Source organism: Methanobacterium sp., assembly GCF_016217785.1.
GTDB lineage: Archaea > Methanobacteriota > Methanobacteria > Methanobacteriales > Methanobacteriaceae > Methanobacterium.
Genome location: NZ_JACRGA010000012.1, coordinates 27,907 through 48,813, shown reverse-complemented (window position 1 = coordinate 48,813; position 20,907 = coordinate 27,907). Strand labels below are relative to the sequence as shown.

General features: G+C 42.2%; 19 protein-coding genes. 15 read left to right on the top strand and 4 right to left on the bottom strand.

The genetic code is table 11. From position 1 onward, the window contains the following. Positions 1–49 precede the first annotated feature (49 nt). The 13 genes from HY987_RS06160 (at position 50) to HY987_RS06100 (ending at position 14,847) form a co-directional block, all read left to right on the top strand. On the top strand, positions 50–1,720 hold the full coding sequence (locus HY987_RS06160; protein WP_292756681.1) for an AMP-binding protein: 1,671 nt from the start codon (positions 50–52) through the stop codon (positions 1,718–1,720). A gap of 148 nt (positions 1,721–1,868) precedes the next feature. After that, entirely contained in the window at positions 1,869–2,159 is a 291-nt protein-coding gene (locus HY987_RS06155; RefSeq protein ID WP_292756679.1) for a 4Fe-4S dicluster domain-containing protein, read from the top strand. After that, positions 2,156–3,214, top strand: a complete 1,059-nt coding sequence (locus HY987_RS06150; protein ID WP_292756677.1) for a 3-methyl-2-oxobutanoate dehydrogenase subunit VorB — start codon at positions 2,156–2,158, stop codon at positions 3,212–3,214. The genes HY987_RS06155 and HY987_RS06150 overlap by 4 nt, the downstream gene beginning before the upstream one ends. Before the next feature lie 2 nt (positions 3,215–3,216). Next, on the top strand, positions 3,217–4,683 hold the full coding sequence (locus HY987_RS06145) for a 2-oxoacid:acceptor oxidoreductase family protein (protein WP_292756739.1): 1,467 nt from the start codon (positions 3,217–3,219) through the stop codon (positions 4,681–4,683). A 377-nt stretch (positions 4,684–5,060) separates the two neighbouring features. Next, the gene (locus HY987_RS06140) at positions 5,061–6,878 is read left to right on the top strand and encodes a 2-oxoacid:acceptor oxidoreductase subunit alpha (protein WP_292756675.1); all 1,818 of its coding nucleotides are present in this window, start codon (positions 5,061–5,063) and stop codon (positions 6,876–6,878) included. Beyond that, positions 6,875–7,735: a thiamine pyrophosphate-dependent enzyme gene (locus tag HY987_RS06135; RefSeq protein ID WP_292756673.1), complete on the top strand. Its 861-nt coding sequence runs from the start codon at positions 6,875–6,877 to the stop codon at positions 7,733–7,735. Before HY987_RS06140 ends, HY987_RS06135 begins: the two co-directional genes overlap by 4 nt. A 59-nt stretch (positions 7,736–7,794) precedes the next feature. After that, positions 7,795–8,574, top strand: a complete 780-nt coding sequence (locus HY987_RS06130) for an exodeoxyribonuclease III (protein ID WP_292756671.1) — start codon at positions 7,795–7,797, stop codon at positions 8,572–8,574. Positions 8,575–8,757: 183 nt separating this feature from the next. Next, positions 8,758–9,054: a DUF2769 domain-containing protein gene (locus HY987_RS06125; RefSeq protein ID WP_292756669.1), complete on the top strand. Its 297-nt coding sequence runs from the start codon at positions 8,758–8,760 to the stop codon at positions 9,052–9,054. A 293-nt stretch (positions 9,055–9,347) separates the two neighbouring features. After that, positions 9,348–10,673, top strand: a complete 1,326-nt coding sequence (gene gatD / locus HY987_RS06120; RefSeq protein ID WP_292756667.1) for a Glu-tRNA(Gln) amidotransferase subunit GatD — start codon at positions 9,348–9,350, stop codon at positions 10,671–10,673. Between the two features lie 33 nt (positions 10,674–10,706). Continuing rightward, positions 10,707–12,584 carry a Glu-tRNA(Gln) amidotransferase subunit GatE gene (gene gatE / locus HY987_RS06115; protein WP_292756737.1) on the top strand — a complete coding sequence of 626 codons (1,878 nt, stop codon included), beginning with the start codon at positions 10,707–10,709 and terminating at the stop codon, positions 12,582–12,584. 14 nt (positions 12,585–12,598) lie between these two features. Continuing rightward, positions 12,599–13,525 carry a thioredoxin-disulfide reductase gene (trxB, locus tag HY987_RS06110; protein WP_292756665.1) on the top strand — a complete coding sequence of 309 codons (927 nt, stop codon included), beginning with the start codon at positions 12,599–12,601 and terminating at the stop codon, positions 13,523–13,525. Positions 13,526–13,579: 54 nt separating this feature from the next. Continuing rightward, a complete protein-coding gene (locus tag HY987_RS06105; protein ID WP_292756663.1) occupies positions 13,580–14,434 on the top strand; it encodes a TIM barrel protein in 855 nt (284 codons plus the stop codon). A gap of 197 nt (positions 14,435–14,631) precedes the next feature. Further along, positions 14,632–14,847, top strand: a complete 216-nt coding sequence (locus tag HY987_RS06100) for a hypothetical protein (protein ID WP_292756661.1) — start codon at positions 14,632–14,634, stop codon at positions 14,845–14,847. Between the two features lie 83 nt (positions 14,848–14,930). Here HY987_RS06100 and HY987_RS06095 read toward each other — a convergent pair whose 3' ends face one another. The 4 genes from HY987_RS06095 to hcp form a co-directional block, all read right to left on the bottom strand. Further along, positions 14,931–15,746 carry a V4R domain-containing protein gene (locus tag HY987_RS06095; RefSeq protein WP_292756659.1) on the bottom strand — a complete coding sequence of 272 codons (816 nt, stop codon included), beginning with the start codon at positions 15,744–15,746 and terminating at the stop codon, positions 14,931–14,933. A 75-nt stretch (positions 15,747–15,821) separates the two neighbouring features. Beyond that, a complete protein-coding gene (locus tag HY987_RS06090) occupies positions 15,822–16,019 on the bottom strand; it encodes a hypothetical protein (protein ID WP_292756657.1) in 198 nt (65 codons plus the stop codon). Between the two features lie 29 nt (positions 16,020–16,048). Then, positions 16,049–16,387 (bottom strand): cupin domain-containing protein, encoded by a 339-nt coding sequence (locus HY987_RS06085; protein WP_292756655.1) that lies wholly within the window; start codon positions 16,385–16,387, stop codon positions 16,049–16,051. 141 nt (positions 16,388–16,528) lie between these two features. Further along, positions 16,529–17,839 (bottom strand): hydroxylamine reductase, encoded by a 1,311-nt coding sequence (gene hcp, locus HY987_RS06080; protein ID WP_292756653.1) that lies wholly within the window; start codon positions 17,837–17,839, stop codon positions 16,529–16,531. A gap of 623 nt (positions 17,840–18,462) precedes the next feature. Here hcp and HY987_RS06075 point away from each other — a divergent pair. Both HY987_RS06075 and HY987_RS06070 read left to right on the top strand, forming a co-directional pair. Beyond that, complete coding sequence (locus tag HY987_RS06075) at positions 18,463–19,584, top strand: AAA family ATPase (RefSeq protein ID WP_292756651.1); 1,122 nt, start codon at positions 18,463–18,465, stop codon at positions 19,582–19,584. Positions 19,585–19,908: 324 nt separating this feature from the next. Further along, on the top strand, positions 19,909–20,685 hold the full coding sequence (locus HY987_RS06070) for a DUF4013 domain-containing protein (protein ID WP_292756648.1): 777 nt from the start codon (positions 19,909–19,911) through the stop codon (positions 20,683–20,685). The last annotated feature ends 222 nt before the right edge of the window (positions 20,686–20,907 follow it).

Below are 20,907 nucleotides of genomic sequence, written 5' to 3'. Positions count from 1 at the left end.
TCTAAAAAATTGATAAATAAATGTTTTATTAAATAACTGGTGATAAAAAATGTCATCTTTACTTGAAAAATTCGTTTCACAGGTGGATTTTGAGTCTTATCAAGATTTTAAGGATAATTTCCGTATAAACATACCTGAAAACTTCAACTTTGCCTATGATGTGGTGGATGAATATGCTCGTTTGTATCCTGAAAAAATTGCCCTGGTGTGGTGCAATGATGATACTCACCGGATATTCACCTTTAAAGATATGAAAGAATACTCAGACCGGGCAGCTAACTTCTTCACGCAGCAGGGTATAAAAAAAGGAGACAGGGTAATGCTCACCCTGAAAAGCCGTTTTGAGTTCTGGTTCTGTATCCTGGCCCTGCACAAATTAGGGGCTATAACCATCCCTGCCACCCACATGCTCAAAACCAAGGATATTGTGTACCGTATAGAAAACGCCGGTATCAAAATGGTGGTGTGTATAGCTGAAGATAGAGTGCCGGAGTACTTTGATGAGGCCCACGCGGAAATGGGAGACACCGGCCTGGTGAAGGCACTGGTGGGGGATGAAGATAGGGAGGGATGGTTTAACTTCCGGAAAGAGATCGAAAAGGCATCCCCTGAATTCAAGCACCCTACCGGTGATGAATGGGCTGAAAATGAGAATATAGCCCTGATTTACTTCTCATCAGGAACCACGGGTATGCCCAAGATGATCATGCACGATCACACCTACCCCCTGGGCCATATAATAACCGCCAAATACTGGCAAAACGTGATGGATGATGGATTGCATTACACTGTGGCGGACACAGGATGGGCCAAGGCCATGTGGGGTCAAATATATGGCCAGTGGATTGCAGGTACGGCAGTGTTTGTATATGATTATGAAAGATTCGACGCAGGAAAAATGCTGGATAAGGCATCCCATCATGGAGTAACCACCTTCTGCGCACCGCCCACCATTTACAGATTCTTAATAAAGGAAGACCTCTCCCAGTATGACTTTTCAACTCTGCAATACGCTGTAACTGCTGGAGAGCCCCTGAACCCTGAAGTTTACAATAAATTCCATGAATTCACTGGCCTGCGGTTAAGGGAAGGATTTGGCCAGACAGAATGTGTGGTCTGCATAGCCAACTTCCCCTGGATAAAACCCCGCCCAGGGTCCATGGGGAAACCTGCCCCTGAATACGACATCCAAATCATGAATAACGAGGGTAATCAGTGTGATGTGGGTGAAGAAGGAGAAATAGTAATAAAAACCGCTGATGGAAAACCCCCGGGCTTATTCCGCGGATACTACAAGGAAGAGAATAAAACAGAAGCTGCCTGGTACGATGGATTTTACCACACCGGTGATACCGCCTGGAAGGATGAAGATGGCTACCTCTGGTTCGTGGGACGTAACGACGACATGATAAAAAGTTCAGGATACCGTATAGGACCTTTCGAAGTGGAAAGCGCAGTGATATCCCACCCTTCAGTCCTGGAATGCGCCATAACAGGAGTTCCTCATCCCGTAAGGGGACAGGTTATAAAAGCCACCATAGTACTGACTGGTGATTATGAACCATCTCCTGAACTGGCCAAGGAAATACAAAACCATGTTAAACAGGTCACTGCACCCTACAAATATCCCCGAGTTGTGGAATTTGTGGATGAACTACCCAAGACCATCAGTGGAAAAATCCGCAGGGTAGAAATCAGGGAAAAAGATGAAAAACAGTAGTATTGATGTTAATATGGATAATGGAGTATTTTGATTAATAATAATCATTTCAGATTCTTCATTAATCCTTTTATTTCAAATACATGATTTTTGAGTTATTTATTCATTAAAATGACGTTTCAAATATATTAACAGGATGATATGAATCATGACAAATCGCAAGAAAGAACCCTATCCAGTTTTCAATGAACTGGAATGTAAGGCATGTGAACGATGCATACGCGCCTGCCGTCCTGGTGTCCTTAAAATGAGTGAAGCCATCAATGAACGCGGTTACCATTACGCAGTTTATCAGGGAGAAGGATGCACCGGTTGCGGGGACTGCTACTACACCTGCCCCGAACCATTGGCTGTGGAAGTTCACATACCCCGAAAATCCCGTAAAAAAGACCAGCATAAACCCAAAAATGATAAAGAGGGTAAGGAGGAAGACAAATGACTATCCAGCTAATCAAAGGCAACACCGCCGTTATCATCGGTGCAATGTATGCTGGCTGTGATTGTTTCTTCGGATACCCCATCACACCCGCATCCGAGATTTTACACGAAGCCTCACTGTACTTCCCCAGAGTAGGCCGCAAATTTGTGCAGGCAGAATCAGAGGAAGCAGCCATAAACATGGTTTACGGTGCAGCTGCCGCAGGACACAGGGTGATAACTGCCTCATCAGGCCCAGGTATCAGCCTCAAACAGGAGGGAATATCCTTCCTGGCAGGAGCAGAGCTCCCCTGTGTAATCGTGGATATCATGCGCGCCGGACCCGGTCTGGGAAACATTGGACCAGAACAGGCAGACTACAACCAGCTTGTCAAAGGAGGAGGCCATGGAAACTACAGGAACATCGTACTGGCCCCTAATTCGGTGCAGGAAATGTGTGACTTCACCATGAAGGCCTTCCAACTGGCAGAAAAATACCGTAACCCAGCAGTGGTACTGGCAGACGGAGTACTGGGACAGATGGTGGAAAGACTCCACTTCCCCTCAGAAGCCATAACACCAACCTACGATGAATCATGGGCTGTAAGGGGCAACCACCAGACAAGGGGAAACCTGGTAACCAGCATCTTCCTGGACTTCGACCAGCTGGAAGACTTCAACTACCGTTTACAGGAAAAGTACCAGACCATCCGTGAAAACGAGGTGGACTACGAGGAATACCTGGTGGATGATGCCGAGATCATCCTGGTGGCCTATGGTATAAGCAGCCGTGTGGCACGCTCAGCAGTGGACCTGGTCCGAATGGAAGGTATAAAAGCAGGACTATTCCGCCCTAAAACATTATTCCCCTTCCCAGAGGAACGATTAAGGGAAATAGTCACCAGCAGGGATTGCCAGTTTTTATCAGTGGAAATGAGTAACGGCCAGATGCAGGAAGACATAACACTGGCAATTGGCTGCCAGCGTCCGGTGGAACTGGTGAACCGTATGGGTGGAAACCTCATTGACCAGAAAAGCATAGTAGACAAAATCCATGAAATAGCAGGTGGTAACTAATGATGGACAAAACCATGGATGAAGTGGAAAGAAAAGAGATGGTAAATGAAAAAATCATCAAAAAACCAGACTCCATGCTGGATGCATATCCCCGTAAAGGAGGAAGCGCACCCACCGCCACTCACTACTGCCCTGGGTGTGGTCATGGAATACTGCACAAACTCATAGGAGAAGCCATTGATGAACTGGGAATACAGGACCGCACCGTTATGACTAGTCCAGTGGGATGCGCAGTTTTCGCCTATTACTACTTTGACTGCGGACATGTACAGGTAGCACACGGCCGTGCACCCGCAGTGGGAACCGGACTATCCCGTGCAGAAGAAGACGCAGTGGTAATATTATACCAGGGAGATGGAGACCTGGCATCTATAGGATTAAATGAAACCATTCAGGCCGCTAACCGGGGAGAAAAACTGGCAGTATTCTTTGTGAACAACACAGTCTACGGGATGACTGGGGGGCAGATGGCACCCACCACCCTGGTGGGGGAAGTCACTGTCACCTGCCCAACGGGCCGTGACCCCCGTTACATGGGTTACCCCATGCACATGTCAGAATTACTGGATAACCTGGATGCACCGGTATTCATTGAGCGTGTCTCTGTTTCAAACCCTAAAAATATTCGTAGAGCTAAAATAGCAGTGAAAAAAGCCCTTGAGGTTCAAAGGGATGGTAAAGGGTATGCATTTGTGGAAGTGCTCTCACCATGTCCCACCAACCTCAGAATGGATGCCCAGGCAACAGAAGATTTCGTTAACAATGAGATGGCTAAAGAATTCCCACTTAAAAACTTCCGTGACCGTCGAAGCGAAGCAGAACCCCTGTGCAGAGCACGGAGTGATTTTTCACTAGATTCACTGGAAGAAATCTTCGAAGTTAAGGATGACACTTCATGGGCGGCCAGGGATGATCCATCCTTCCCGAGAAAGGTGGTTCGAATTGCAGGTTTCGGAGGCCAGGGAGTTCTGAGTATGGGACTCACACTAGCCCAGGCTGCCTGTAATGACCAGCGCCATGTATCCTGGTATCCTTCCTACGGACCAGAACAGCGAGGCGGAACATCAGACTGTACCGTGGTTATATCTGGTGAAACTATAGGATCTCCGGTATTACAAACTTCTGATGGGTTGGTGGCTATGAACCGACCTTCACTGGAAAAATTCGCATCTAAAGTGAGGGAAGGTGGACTTATCATCTATGAAAGCAGTATTGGTGATTTTGAATCCCCTGAAGGACTTAGAACCCTGCCCATACCTGCCCGTAAGATAGCTAAGGAACATGGTGTGAAAAGAGCAGCTAACACAGCCATGCTGGGAGTTATAATGGAATTGGGATTAACCGATCTTCCAAAACATGTTTTTACCGAAGCAGTAGAGCACACCTTCCGCCGAAAACCCAAACTGGTACCAGCCAACCTGGAAATACTGGAAGCCGGTGCCAAATGGGCCCGGGAAAACATTAAATAATGAGGATATCATGGAGAACAAATAGGGGATAGATGATCTAGTTAAAATCAGACTATTCCTATTTTACTTCCATCCTAATTCTTTCTGTTAACTTCCGTTCTCTTTTACTTCCGTACGCTTTTTGTTAATAGATTCTATTATTTACATTTATTTTTTATTTTACCTTCAATAATCGTTTTTTAAAGAATTTTACAGTTTATTTTTTACATTTATTTAGTGGGGGAATGATTTTTATTCCGATGGTTTTTACCTATTCAGGTCCGAGGGTGTGTCAAATTTTAAGTAAATTGTGGATCATATTGTTAACTGTATCATAATCATAATACAAATTTGAATTGAGATTGTAAAGTCGGGGATAAATTTTAGGGGTGAAATAAATGCCTGTTTTTCTAAAAGAAGAAGATATTTCCTTGGTTCTCTGTGGTGAAGCAGGGCAGGGAATCCAGACAGTAGAGGCAATACTGGCCCAGGCTGTAAAACAAAGCGGATACAACATTTTCTCAACCAAAGAATACATGTCAAGGGTTAGAGGAGGTCAAAACTCCACTGAAATAAGAGTATCATCCCACAGGGTGGCCTCATATGTGGATAGAATTGACATACTACTTGCTCTGAGTTCAGGGGCAATAGATCACCTCCGGGACAGAATATCCAGGGATACTCTGATCATCGGAGATCCAGAACACATCAAATCTGCAAAAGAGGAAAAAACTGCTGGTTTTAGTTTAGATTCTAATTTTATAGAGGTTCCCCTCATGGAAACTGCCCAGGAAATGGGCGGACCAATATTTGCCAATGTTATCGCAGCCGGGGCTCTGTCCTGCCTCTTGAACATTCCCAAAGAAATATTCGATGGTCTGATCAGTGACATGTTCACCCGGAAAGGTCAAGAAATACTTCAAAAGGACTTAAAAGCAGGTGAAGCTGGTTACAATATGGGTAAAGGGTTAATGGAATCTGAAAAAGCCCCGATCCATCTTTCGTTACATGGCAAATCATCAGTGCGTGACGAGCTCCTGATAAATGGTACCGATGCCATGGGATTTGGCTGCCTTGCAGGGGGGTGCAGATTCATGTCATCGTATCCAATGACTCCGTCCACTCCACTCCAAACCTTCCTGGCCAGCAATGCACACGACTTTGAACTGGTATACGAACAGGCAGAGGATGAAATAGCAGCCATCAACATGGCACTAGGGGCATCCTACGCCGGTGCCAGGAGCATTGTAGCCACATCAGGGAGTGGATTCGCACTGATGGAAGAAGGAGTGGGCTTGTCAGGGATGATAGAAACACCAGTAGTCATATGTATTGGCCAGAGACCAGGGCCGGCGGTTGGACTACCCACCCGCACCAGCCAGGAAGACCTGAACCTGGCACTTTACTCAGGACCTGGAGAATTTTCACGTGTCATATTTGCCCCAGGAAAACTGGAAGACGCATTCACCCTAACTCAACGAGCTTTCAACATAGCTGAAAAATACCAGATACCTGTTTTCATTCTCTTTGATCAGTATTTCGCAGATTGCTACTATAACATACCCTTCCTCCCCCTGGAAGAGGTGGAAAATGAGAATTATCTGGTTAAAACCACTCCTGAATATAAACGGTACCTGATCACCCATGACGGGGTCACCCCCCGGGGAATACCCGGATATGGGGATGGGCTGGTTGTTGTGGATTCCGATGAACATGATGAAGAGGGCCATATCACCGAAGACCTTAAAATAAGGACACGGATGGTGGATAAAAGATTGCAGAAGATGGAACAGATCAGGGAAGATGCAGTGGCCCCGGAACTGGTTGGAGAGGATGATTATCATAGTCTGATCATTGGATGGGGCTCCACTTACTGGCCCATTAGGGAAGCTCTGGAAAATATCAGCAGGAAGCATCCTGAAGAAAAATTGGGTTTCCTCCATTTCAAACAGGTGTATCCATTCCATAAATCAGTTGCAGAGTACCTGGAAAAAGCCGAAGATGTTATCATTCTGGAGAATAATGCCCAGGGGCAGATGGCCAATCTCATAAAACTGGAAACAGGATTTGAAATACAGGAAAAGTTTCTAAAATACGATGGAATGCCATTTTCAGTAGAAGAAGTCCAAGAAAGAGTTATGAAATTTATGGGAATGGGAGATGATGGTATTATGGAAGATGATAGCGCTCAGGATGAGGGGGAGGTGTTAAAATGAAACCCAGAGACTTTGACATGCCTGGTGCTGATGTGGCCTGGTGTGCAGGATGTGGGAATCTATCCATACTGCGAAGCCTCAAAACCGCACTGGCTGAACTGGAAATACAACCAGAAAATCTGGTTTTTGTATCTGGCATTGGCCAGGCCGGTAAGCTCCCTCACTACATCAAAGGCAATGTATTCAATGGATTACATGGAAGGTCATTATCTCCAGCAACGGGTATAAAAGCAGCTAATCCCGAGTTAACAGTCATTGATGTCAGTGGTGATGGTTGTATGTATGGGGAGGGGGGAAACCACTTCATGCACACCATAAGACGTAACCCTGACATCACCAACCTGGTGCATAACAACATGGTCTACGGCCTCACCAAGGGACAAGCATCACCCACCAGCCAGAGGGACTTCAACACACCACTACAAGTGGATGGGGTTTTCCTGGAACCCTTCAACCCACTGGCCGTAGCCATAGCACTGAACGCATCATTCGTAGCCCGAGTATTCAGCGGGGACAGGAAACAAACCATTGAAATCTTCAAATCAGCAATAGAACACAAAGGATATGCCCTGGTGGACATATTCCAGCCCTGTGTGACATTCAACAAGGTGAACACCCGGAACTGGTTCCGGGAACACACCTATTACTTGGAGGATGATCATGATCCACTGGACCGGAATGAAGCCTTCCGCAGGGCCACCGAAACCGGAGAGTATCCCCTGGGCATATTCTACAAAAACTCAAAGAAAAGTACCTTCGAAGAAAACCTAAGCATTTACCAGGAGGAAAAAACACCCCTTTTCCAGAGGAAATTCCATAGGGGGAAACTCCAGGCGCTGATGGAAAGTAAAAGATGATTAAACTCATAATTCATCAAAATAACTAATGTTTAGCACTTAAAAATTGAGGTGGAAAATTGAGGAAAATCAGAATACTATCATGGAACGTTAATGGAATCCGTGCTGTGCACAAAAAAGGATTTAAAGAATGGCTCACGAAAGACAAACCAGATATATTATGCATCCAGGAAACTAAGGCTGTTCGCAAACAGTTCCCTGCAGATATCCGGAATATTGATGATTATCAGCTGTATCTTTCCGAGGCAGAACGCAAAGGATACAGTGGTGTGGCTACCTACACCAGTATAAAACCTGAAAATGTGGAAAACGGCTTTGGAATTCCCAAATTCGACAGTGAAGGCCGCACCCTCATAACGGACTATGGAGATTTTGTCCTGTTTAACATCTACTTCCCCAACGGTAAAATGTCCCCAGAACGGCTCCAGTACAAACTGGATTTCTATGACTCATTCCTGGACTATGCCGATGCCCTTAAAGAAGAAGGACGCAACATCGTGGTCTGTGGTGATGTGAACACAGCACACAAAGAAATCGACATAGCACGCCCCAAGGAAAACGAGAAGATATCTGGTTTCCTCCCCATTGAACGGGAATGGATGGACCGGTTCCTCAGTCATGGTTATGTGGACACATTTCGGGAGTTCAACCAGGAACCCGAAAACTACACATGGTGGAGTTACCGAACCCGTGCCAGGGAACGGAACGTTGGCTGGAGACTGGACTACTTCTTCGTGAATCAGGAATTCATGGATAACATCGAATCTGCCTTCATACTTCCGGAGGTAATGGGCTCTGATCACTGCCCGGTGGGAATCGACATAAAACTGGAGGATTAATAAGCCCGAGGATTTATTTATTCGCAATTTTAGCTTTGCAATGATTTTAGTTTCACATTAATAAAGAGCAGTTTTTTAAAGAAAAGAGAGTGTTATGAGTTAATTGTTTTATTATGGTTTAAAGCCTGATTGAAATTGTGAATTTTGATTGAATTATTAAAAAAATATCTGGAAGGATAAAAAATGGACAAATTCGATGAAAAAATGGACAAATTATCTTCAGAAGGTCTGTCTGATTCGGAAATTGGTGAAAAACTTTTAGATGAAATGGGAGATCTCTGCATCTGTCCAGACTGCCCAATGTACAACCAATGTGCTCAGGAAAAATACGAAGGATTGTACTGTGTACTGGGCAAATCCGCATGTAACCTGGAAGAAGATGACTGCATATGCCCGGAATGTGAAGTAGCAGAAGATATGGAACTTAAAAACGATCTATTTTGCATCAAAGGATCAGAAAAAGAATTACGGGGACTTTAAACAGTTATATCTTCCTTATCTTTGCTATTTTCAGTCACACCATTTTTTTAAATTTTTTTATTGCAAATTCCTTTTTTTTAGTATAAATTTATAGTTTATAGATTTTTATCTTAGAATCACCAACCAATATAACAAGGATTATATAAATTTGAGGGATAATGTCTTGAAAATGAAATTTGTCTGAAAAATGAAATAGAAACAGGGTTGGAATAAATAAAAAAAATTATATGGGTAAGGCTTAATTTGTTAAATTTCTCAAATTTCACTTTATCTAAGAAAATTAGAGGGATGTTATGAGTTATCGTGGAAGAGCTAAACAATTTTTAGAATCACAGAATATTTCCATTGGAGACATGATCTCCATAAAAAAAAATGGCACTGAATACCGGGGTATGCTCTTAGACCGGGCTGAAGATGCTGACCAGCTGCACATCGTTCTGAAGATGGACAGTGGATATAATGTTGGCCTAGCCCTGGCCGAGGCTGAAGTTAAACTCCTTGAAAAGGGAGATAAGCCTGAAATCAATCTTCCGCCCCTGGATATTCACCGAGATCCTGGAAAAATGGATGTATCCATAATATCCACAGGAGGAACAGTGGCATCCATCATTGATTATAAAACCGGAGCAGTGCACCCGGCATTCACTGCTGATGATCTTTTAAGGGCCACCCCTGAGCTATTGGATGAGGCTAACATCAGTGGAAATGCCATAATGAATATTTTAAGCGAAAACATGAAACCCGAGTTCTGGGTTCAATCTGCATGTGCAGTGGCTGATGAAATAAATGAGGGGGCGGATGGTGTGATAGTGGCCCATGGAACAGACACCATGCACTACACTGCAGCTGCTCTAAGTTTTATAATGGAGTCACCAGTTCCCATCGTCATCACAGGTGCCCAGAGAAGTTCGGACCGACCATCCTCCGATGCATTCCTAAACCTGATGAGTTCAGTGGCGATGGCCAAGTCAGACATAGCCGAGGTCACAGTCTGCATGCACGCCACAGAAAATGATAACAAGGCACACATCCACCGTGGAACAAGGGTTCGTAAAATGCACACCAGCCGCCGGGACACCTTCAACAGTATTAACAGCCCACCACTGGCCAAAGTGAAAGATGGAAAGGTTAAAATTATTGATAAAAAATTCGCCTACCGCAAGAGGGGAGAGTATCAGCTGGAAGTTAATGACTCGTTGGAGGAAAAAGTGGGCTTCATAAAGAGTTATCCTGGAATAGCTGCAGAACTCCTGGATTATCATATTGATAAGGGCTACAGGGGTCTTTTAATAGAAGGAACAGGCCTGGGTCACTGTCCAGATCATCTGATCCCCTCACTTCAGAGGGCAGCTGATGAAGAAATCCCAGTATTAATGACCTCACAATGTCTCTACGGCCGCACCAATCTCAACGTGTACAGTACCGGTCGTAAACTATTATCTGCCGGTGTCATACCTGCAGAGGATATGCTACCCGAGGTAGCCTACGTTAAACTGGTATGGGCACTGGGACAGACCAGTAAACTGGAAGAAGTTAAAAAAATCATAGAAACTAACCTTAAAGGAGAAATGGATGAAAAATCCTCTTCAAAATACTTCCTGCGAGATTACGGGGAATAGAATGGATTCATGGTGATTGAGATGGATGAAAATATTGATTACGAGAAACTGGGCCTTATGATGGGTCTGGAAATACACCAGCAGCTTAACACAACTAAAAAACTGTTCTGTCCCTGTGAATGTGAACTAACCGATAAAAAACCAGATTATCGTGTTTTAAGGTATTTGAGGCCCACTCAGAGTGAACTGGGTAAAATCGATCGGGCGGCCTTTGAAGAATCCCGCCGTGAACTCACATTTCTTTATGATGCTTATTCTCATCACACCTGTCTGGTGGAGTCCGATGATGAGCCACCACATCCATTAAATCAGGAGGCACTGGAGATTGGACTTATAATTGCAACTCTTCTGGACATGCAAGTGGTGGATGAGTTCCATACCATGCGTAAACAGGTGATTGATGGAAGTAACACTGGGGGATTCCAGAGAACAGGTTTGCTGGCCATTCAGGGACACATGGACACACCCTATGGTAGGGTTGTCATTGAAAACCTCTGTCTGGAGGAAGATGCTGCCCGGAGAATGGGTCAGAGAAAAGGAAAAGTGGAATTCCGCCTGGACAGACTGGGAATACCTCTACTGGAAATAACCACTGACCCCTCCATGAACCATCCAGAACAGGTAAGGGAAGTGGCCTACCAGATTGGCCAGGTTCTGCGCAGTACCAAGGTCAAACGGGGTCTGGGAACCATACGCCAGGATCTCAACATTTCCATCAGGGAAGGTGCCCGGGTTGAAGTTAAGGGAGTGCAGGATCTGGACTCCATGGAGCAACTGGTGAAAAATGAGGTCATGCGCCAGCTTAAACTACTGGAAATCAAGGATGAACTTAGAAAAAGAGGGGCCCTGGTTGAGAACCAGATATATGATCTGGGAGAAATATTACAGGATACTGAATCAAAAATCATTGCCAAAGCAATTAAAAAAGGTGGGAAAGTTCTATCAATTAAATTAAATGGTTATAAAGGATTAATCGGTAAGGAAGTACAACCCGGCAGGAGATTCGGAACTGAACTGGCAGGATACGCTAATAAAATGGGTGTAGCTGGCATATTCCACACTGATGAACTCCCTGCCTATGGAATAACCTCCCAAGAGGTTGAACTGATTAACGGGTTCCTGAAGATTGGGGAAAATGATGCTTTTATTCTGGTGGCAGATGAAGGAGATATAGCCAGAAATGCTCTGGAAGAAGTGCAGAGAAGGGCTAAGATCGCTACAGAAGGTGTTCCCGAAGAGACCCGGAAGGCATTGGATGATGCCAATACGGAGTATCTTCGGCCGCTGCCCACTGCCAGTAGAATGTATGTGGAAACGGATATTCCCACTCAGATGGTGTCCTCTGAACTTTTAGAACATGTCAGGGCTAATTTACCAGAACTTCCTGAAGAAAAGAAGGCCCGTATAATAAATGAGTATGGTTTAAGTGAAGATCTCTCACACCAGCTGGTGCGACAGGATAGAGTGAAACAGTTCGAGGAAATTGTTGCAGGATGTGGGGTTGAACCCACAACTGTGGCCTCTTTATTGGCTTATACTCTTAAAGAACTCAGAAGAGAAGGTTTGGATGTGGATAACATCCCAGACAGTCATCTGGTGGGAACCTTCCAGCTACTGAAACAGGGCAAAATATCCAAGGATGCTGTTTCGGATGTGCTGGTGGGAGTTTTGAAGGAAAAATGGACTCCTGAAGAGGCTGCTGGAAATTTAAATTTATTAATGCTTTCAGAAGAAAATGTCAGGACCATAATTGTGGAGATAGTAACTGCCAATGAAAAATTGATCACCGAAAGAAAAATGGGCGCTATGGGGTCTTTAATGGGAATGGCCATGAAAGAACTCAAGGGAAAAGCAGATGGTAAACTGGTGAACAAACTTTTGAAAGAAGAAATACAAAAATATCTACAGTAAGTGGAGAGGTTTTTATGGAAGAATACGATCTGATTATCATTGGGGGAGGACCTGCCGGATTAACTGCCGGAATATACGCGGGAAGGCAGGGAATGAATGCAGTAATACTGGAAAGGATGACTGGAGCAGGTTCCGGTTATATGGTTCCCCTTATGGAGAACTACCCTGGTTTCGAAGTTATATCTGGAAAGGAACTACTGGAGAAGATGAGAAAACAGGTAGAAAAACACATCCCTATTAAAAATATGGAAGAAGTTCGGGAAATTAGTAAAAATGATCCTTCTGGTATTCTCTTAACCACCTCTAAAGGAGAGTATAAAGCAAGGTCGGTAATGATATCCACAGGAAGTCATCACAGAAGACTGAACGTACCGGGTGAGTTTGAATTCCTTGGTCGTGGAGTTTCTTATTGTGCCACCTGTGATGGACCTCTATTCAAGGGTAAGAATGTAATAGTAGTAGGGGGAGGAAATGCCGCAGTTCAGGAAGCAATTTACTTAAAAGACCTGGATTGCAATGTAACCCTCATACACCGCAGAGACCAGTTACGGGCTGAAAAATATCTTCAGAATAAATTAAAAGAACATGAAATTCCCGTAATTTGGGATTCAGCAGTGGAAGAGATAAAAGGTGAACTGGCAGTTAACAGTGTATCTCTCCTCAACCGCAAAAGCCAGGAGAAGAAGGATTTCCCAGCAGATGGTGTATTCATTGCAGTGGGAGAAGAGCCCCTTAATAAAGTAGCCCTAACTGCAGGTGTGGAACTTGACAACGGAGGTTACATAGTAACTGATAAGTACCAGCGAACCAACATCCCGGGAATCTACGCTGCTGGGGATATAACTGGTGGAATTAAACAATGGGTTGTGGCCTGTGCTGAAGGAGCGGTGGCAGCATTAATTGCCTTTGTAGAGGTGGCGGAGGAATCTGAAATAAAATAAAACTTATCTGTATAAATTCCAAAATTAAACTTATTTTATATTTTACAGGATATCATGAAAAAAAGGATAAAATTTGGGCCAGCAGGTAATCCCATAGGTTTTAATGGTCAAACAGTCAATGTTTGTGATTATATTAGTGACATAGGTTTAGATGGCTATGAATATCAGGCCACTTATGGGGTGAAAATTCAAAAACAATCCGGTCTTAAACTGGGTGAAAATGCCAGGGTTAACGATATAAGGATTTCAATGCATGGACCTTACTACATTAACTTATCGGCACAAAAAGATGATGTATTAGAGAGATCCATTGAACGCCTGATCCAATCAGCCAGGGCAGCAGAATGGATAGGGGCCTACCGTATTGTTTTTCATCCCGGTTTTTACACAAAATACACACCAGAACAGGCGTTGAATAGATGTAAAGGAGCAATTTCCGAGCTTCTGGAAAAGTTAGATGCTCTGGGAATAAAAAAATTCACCTTCGCACCGGAAACCACTGGAAAAAGATCACAACTGGGTAATCTGGATGCCATTATTGATATATGCCAATCCTTTGATCATTTTTCCCCCACCATAGACTTCGCCCACCTTCACGCTAGGGGTAGGGGTTGTATAAAAGGAGTAGATGATTATCATCGTATACTGACCAAATTAGAAGAAGGATTGGATGGAATAGGGAAAGGTAAGGAAGCATTGCATTGTCACTTTACTCGGATCGAGTACACTGATGCTGGTGAAAGGAAACATCACGTCCTGATGGAAACTGAATACGGTCCTCCGTTGGAGCCATTACTGGAAGTACTGGTTGATTGTGGGTGGGATGCTACTATTATCTGTGAAACTCCTTTACTGGAGCAGGATGCCCTGGTGATGAAGCGGATTTATAAAAAGATCTTAGATGGTTAAATAGTTATAGTCTATTTTTATTTTTATTTTTTTAGGTTTTTTAACCCGGATTTCCCTATAATCTCTCTAAATATTGATTAAAAAGGGGTTTCTGACAGTTATTACAGAATTATTCTAAGTATTTTAGGGCGCTGAATGATTAACAATTATATATTATATAAGCAATAATACTATCAGAGATTAATATTGGTGGTTGAATGGAAGAGCAGTTCTTGGTTAAAAGTTTAATGAAAGATGATTCTGCTGAAGAAGATCACTTCCTGCTGTTAGTCAACGATTTAATTGAAGAATACATTTTAACAAAGATTATCAATGAATTTACGGATGAAGATGTGGACTATTTAAAAGTAAAAGATCGTCAATTGAGATGGTTAGCTGCTAAAGCAAGATTCAGGGCGGTTAAGATAAAATAGTGTCCTGGAATAAATTTTTTTTATCTATTATTTTAATTTTTTTAATCTCTTTAATTTCTTATTCCTTTTGGATAATTATGCAGCTATTCAATCACAAAACGACAGTACTTATCTCCTAGGGCGTAACATTTGGTTTCTTTAACCCTGGCTTTTTCATTATTGTACAGGCTGAATAATGATTCGAGAATGCCACTGTCAAAGGCACAGGCAGGCCTACCCAGATAAGGCAGTCCACTGCATTCAAAACAGTCCTGGACGCTTATGGTTAGGGGTTCAAGAGTTTTAACTTCCACAGTTCCCAAACTATGTGTTTCCCAAAAATTGGCAATATTTCCCAGGAAGTTATCCCTCTCTGGATCTTTAACTTTTTCATAAAGTGCTTTTCCTACCTTTAAACCTGCTTCGTGGAGTATAGGATCTATATCCACTCCCTGGGTCAGTAGAGAAATCCTTATGGTATGGAATATCAGCCTGAAGAATTCAAAGGGATCATTTTCACTTGAAATATACCTCTGGATGTAGGCCGAAATATCTTCCTGAAGTTGCTGGCGTTGCAGTTTACCAATGTATTCTGATTGTATGAAAAATATCTTTTTCCTAGCATCATAAGGGTCCACACGGGAGCTAATTATTCCTTCCCTTGACATGGATTTGAGATGACTGGATACAGTTGATTTGGCACGGCCCGAGAACTTAACTATCTCATCAAAACTGAGATCACCCTCACGTAGCATGGATAAAATCTTCACTCTTACTGGGCTTTTAACAGCTTTTACCCCCTTCGGGGTGGCAAAGAGTTCGATCTGAATATTTTCAGATCCATAAACATGATTATTCTCATTTATGTCTTTATTGATAATATTTCTGTCCGGTTTTATGTTGGTTTTTTCCATTTTCATCCTAGATTACTTTTTTCTTATATTTACAGTTCTTATATTACAGTTGAATATTAATAATATTCATAATATATTGTTTTATTGGCCTCTTTCACAGCGGAAGCATGTGTCAGTGTCCCGATCAGTTTTGAAGGTTATGCCACACTTTTTACAGGTAACATCATGCAGGGATGTTTTTTTATCAACAACTTCCAGGGCACATGAGCACTTCCAGCCCATTTTACCTTTTAATGCCTGTTCAAAGGCTTTATCTTCATCAACTTCTTTTTTAGGCATAATATCTCCTTTTATAAATACTGATATATTTATAATAATCTTGTGTTCTCAGTGGGTCGGGGTACTTTAACCACCAAAAATCGGAGTGTCGTATCACTCTCATTATACCAGCAATGAGGTATACGGGCGGGACTGTCTATAAGTGAATCTTTGGTAACTTCTTTTTTCTCATCACCAATTTCCACTATACCCACACCTTCCAGAACATAAAAAAACACATCCACTGGAGTTATATGTTTTTTAAGTGACTCTCCTGGTTGGAGTGTTATATGCACTGTCATTGCATTTTCAGTATCGTATAACTTTCGGACATCTACTTTATGGGGAGTGTCAACCACCGGACTTTTTTCCAATTCTACTATATCCATTTCAACACCCTCTTCTATTGGTTCTGTTAATTTTTAACCATTGTTTGTAATTTTATTGAACTTAAAGTTTATATTTACTGAATAATAATTATTGGATTTAATTGAGTAACTTCTAAAAAAATGGTAAAAAATGGGGTTCTTTTACCCCATTATGGCTTTGATGTCCTCTTCTGGATTTCCAATTGGTTTTAAGTCGTAATTTTCTACCAGAACTTTTAGGATGTCATCGTTGGCCCATGCGGGGAGAATAGGTCCAATGTACATTCCTTTTATATTCAGGGCCAGTAAACTCCAGAGAATTGCAGCTGCTTTTTGTTCCATCCAGCTCAGAACAATGGTTAATGGCAGTTCATTGAGTTCCACACCGAATAATTCAGTTAGGGCCACTGCAATGTCCACTGCCACGATAGCATCGTTGCACTGGCCTAGATCTATCAGTCGGGGTACTCCTTCAATGTCTCCCAGGTCCATGTCATTGAATCTGTATTTACCACATGCAAGGGTCAGTACCACTGCTTCTTTTGGGAGTTTTTCCACAAATTCGGTGTAGTACTTGGCCTGGGGTTTGGGGGAGTCACATCCACCCACCAGGATGAACTGTTTTATTTTCCCGGCTTCCACCAGTTCTTTAATTTTAGGGGCGAGGGATAGTACGGTTGAAGCTCCGAATCCAGTGGTGAGTACGGTGTTTCGTGATTCATCTTCCAGTTCAGGTAGTTCCAAGGCTTTTTCAATTACTGGTGTGAAGTCATTATCATCTATGTGTTGCACTCCGGGTAGTTGAGCCACACCACTGGTGAACATTCTTTCTTTGTATTCATCTTTAGGTAAGAGTACACAGTTTGAAGTTCCCAGGATGGCAACAGGGTATTTGGAGAATGTCTGTTTCTGGTCAAACCAGGGGCCTCCCAGCTGTCCAACCAAGTGTTTGTATTTTTTAAGTCCAGGATATCCATGTGCCGGTAACATTTCAGAGTGGGTGTACACGTTAATCCCTTTTCTTTCGGTCTGTTTTAGGAGTTCTTCCAGGTTTTTGAGGCTGTGGCCAGTGACTACGATACCAGGGCCTTTAACTGATCCAACCGGTACTTCGGTGGGCACGGGTTCGCCGTAGGTTTCAATATGGGCTTTTTTAAGTAGCTGCATGGTTTTGATGTTCATTTGACCGGCTTCCAGAGCCAGCTTCACAAGGTCCTCTGGGTCGAAGTTGACATTGGTCAGGGTGGTGAAGAAACCCTTTTCCAGGAAGGCGTCAATCTCATCATCAGCATATCCCAGCTCACGTGCATGGTAAAGATAGGCTGATATTCCTTTTATGGCGAATAGCAGGTTGTCCTGCAGTCGGGCTACTGTGGGTTGTTTTCCACATACTCCTACAACGGTACAACCAGTTTCACGAGCGGTTTGCGAACACTGGTAACAGAACATATCTAATGCATCTTTTTTCTCCATTATATCTCCTCCTTGATTAATTTCAACCGTTTTGGATTTTTTAAATAAGTCAATGAATCCCATGCTATTTTCTCTGTTTTAAGAATATTTTCTAAGTCCTTTGTTGTGTCTTAAAATCCTTTATTTTTGTTTCATCAACATCGAATAGTTCTACATAGATCGAATGTTCTATACTTATAGAACAAACTATTTAAAATTTTTGGCAACTCCTGGCAATAATAAATTGATTAAAAATCAATAATTTAGAATATAATAGACTCATCCAGCATATGCTCTGTTAAAAAGGTCTGAAATAATTTATAATTCAAAATAATGGAGATATTTGATTCATTAGTGGGAACTATTTTGTATGTATTTTTAATTGACATTTGTCTACTCATGAACACTAATATTCCTTGAAAAATAATATTGGTCTACATATTTCTAATTTTAGCGGATATTCCTTAATTTTTTAAGAAATGAAAAAACTCTTAAATAACTAACATCTATATATAAATCTTACAAATAATCTATATATAAATTTAACATTAAAAAATCAGTTTTATTTCTTAAATCCATTATTTAACAAAATAAAGAATTTATCATGCTAATTATTCGAAAAAAAGGCGTAAAAATGTGATATATTGAAACTCAACAACATAAACCCTGACCCAATTGTATCTGAAAAAAAGACCTCCACCGGTCTGGAAGAAATCCGGAAAGAAACCAAGATGGTGGTACTCCAGTCCATTGGTTACCCCTTTCTGTGCAACTTGGTGGAAAATCCTAAAATCGAAATATTCGACAATGAACTTTTCGAACTCTATGCCCGGGAGCAATGGGTAGGTTACACTGTAAAAGAAGGATCATTCCTTTTTGATCAGAAATTACTGCCTGATTTTGCTTTTAAAGTAATCAAAGCCCATCCAGATGACTCCAGGATAACCCAAAACACTTCCATACTCCTGATGGAGGTGGAAGAGGTTCGTGAGATCAAAAAGGTGGAAAGTAACCTTAAAATGAGTGATGTTATTGGTCAGGAACGGGCCAAGACCAAGTGCAAGATCATAACCAAGTACCTGCAGGAACCAGAAACCTTCCAGGAATGGGCGCCAAAGAACGTCCTGTTCCATGGTACGCCTGGAACTGGTAAGACCATGCTGGCCAAATCATTATCCCACGAACTTCAAGTTCCCCTTTTCCTGGTTAAAGCAACCAGTCTCATAGGAGAACATGTGGGTGATGGAGCACGCCAGATACACGACCTCTTCGATGCAGCATCAGCCTGTGGGCCTGCAGTTATTTTCATTGATGAAATAGATGCCATTGGTCTGGACCGTAAATACCAGTCCCTGAGAGGGGATGTTTCTGAGGTGGTCAACGCCCTGTTAACTGAGTTAGATGGTATCAACCCCAATCTGGGTGTGGTCACCATTGGGGCCACTAACAATCCTCAATTACTGGATTACGCCCTCCGAAGCAGGTTCGAAGAGGAAATCGAATTCACCCTTCCTGATGAGGATGAAAGAAGACAGATCCTGGAAATGTACATAAAATCAATGCCTTTACCAGTTGACACCGACGCGAAGAAACTGGCCCGCCTATCCAAAGGCATGTCAGGTCGAGATATCAAGGACCGGCTGCTTAAGGTGGCCCTGCACAAGGCAATCTCTGAGGACCAGGATAGTGTGACCTGGGAGAACTTCCAGTACGCACTGAAACACCATGAAAAAGAGAAAAACGAACCTAAAAACATGTTCGCCTGATTCTCTTTTTTTATCATATTTTTTCTATTTTTTTATTTAAGCCATCTAAAAGAATTATAAGAACTCAAAAAGGATACATTACTCATCATACATTTACTCATCATTTTTATTTAAAAAAAACTTCTAAATGAACTGATCTTATGGAGATGCAGTTTAGTAATTGCTCATTTTGGATTATTTAAATGCACATACAACAACTTTAACTGCACATAACTTTAATCCTCATAATTTACTTTTTTGGAAGGGGGAAATAGTTTTATTATGGTAAACATCATACTGTAAATCTGATAAGCTCCTTTAATCCATCATATGTTGGGATGGGGAGTGACGAAGAGTATAGAGATGGTATGTGTGGTTCCCGATAGAAAATTAAAAACCATTTTAAAAGACGCAGCGCGTTATGCAGTTTCAGATTGGTATAACCTGTTAATATTAGGTTTGATATTGCTTTTAACAGATCATCTTATTGATTTAGACGCCCCTTCTTTAATCGGAGGTCTATCAGATATCATATTAATTATTATCATTCTCTTTTTATCCTTTATGGAAGTGGGATACGGTTTCCGCATAGTGGAAGAAACAGTAGAAGGATCAACCAGCCCACCCGGATTTCACCATCCATTAAACCTCTTTGTTCATGGGCTAAAGGAGAGTCTGATTCTTATTGTTTATTTTATTCTCCCTCTGATATTGATGATAATAGCTCTTTCTGAGTTGGATACCCTCAATATTGATTTGGGCCCTATTATCAATGAATATGCTTTACTCCTTGTCATAATATTTTTCTTTTGCTTTAACATTATCCTGCAGGGGGCAATTTTAACCATGGCCAATCATGGGGGGAGTATCCGCTGGGGATTTAACATGCCCCGTGTTTTTGGAAAGATAAGGCGGGTGGGTCTGAAAAATATGTTTATGGTTTCACTCATCACCATTGTAGTACTTTACATTATCAGACAACTGATCTTTGACGCACTCCACGGAATACCCTATCTAGGCTCCACAGTAGGGGAGATTATTGGAACGGTTTTAATAGCACCATTTTTAATGATATTCACCACACGAGTACTGGGCTTAATTGACGTGCCTGATACTAAATAATTCAAGATATCATCACCAGGTTAAAAATCCATGTTTGAGTATTTTTCAAATCTTACCATATATTATTTCCAACAGGACGACAAGTCTTCCATAGATTTCCAACAGGATATGTTTTCCATAGGATGTTACAATGCAATGAAAAATTCCGGTAAGGAAATTTATTTTTGAATAAAATTGATTTAATGGGTATTGGTCAATAGAACCGAATATATTAAAAAAAAG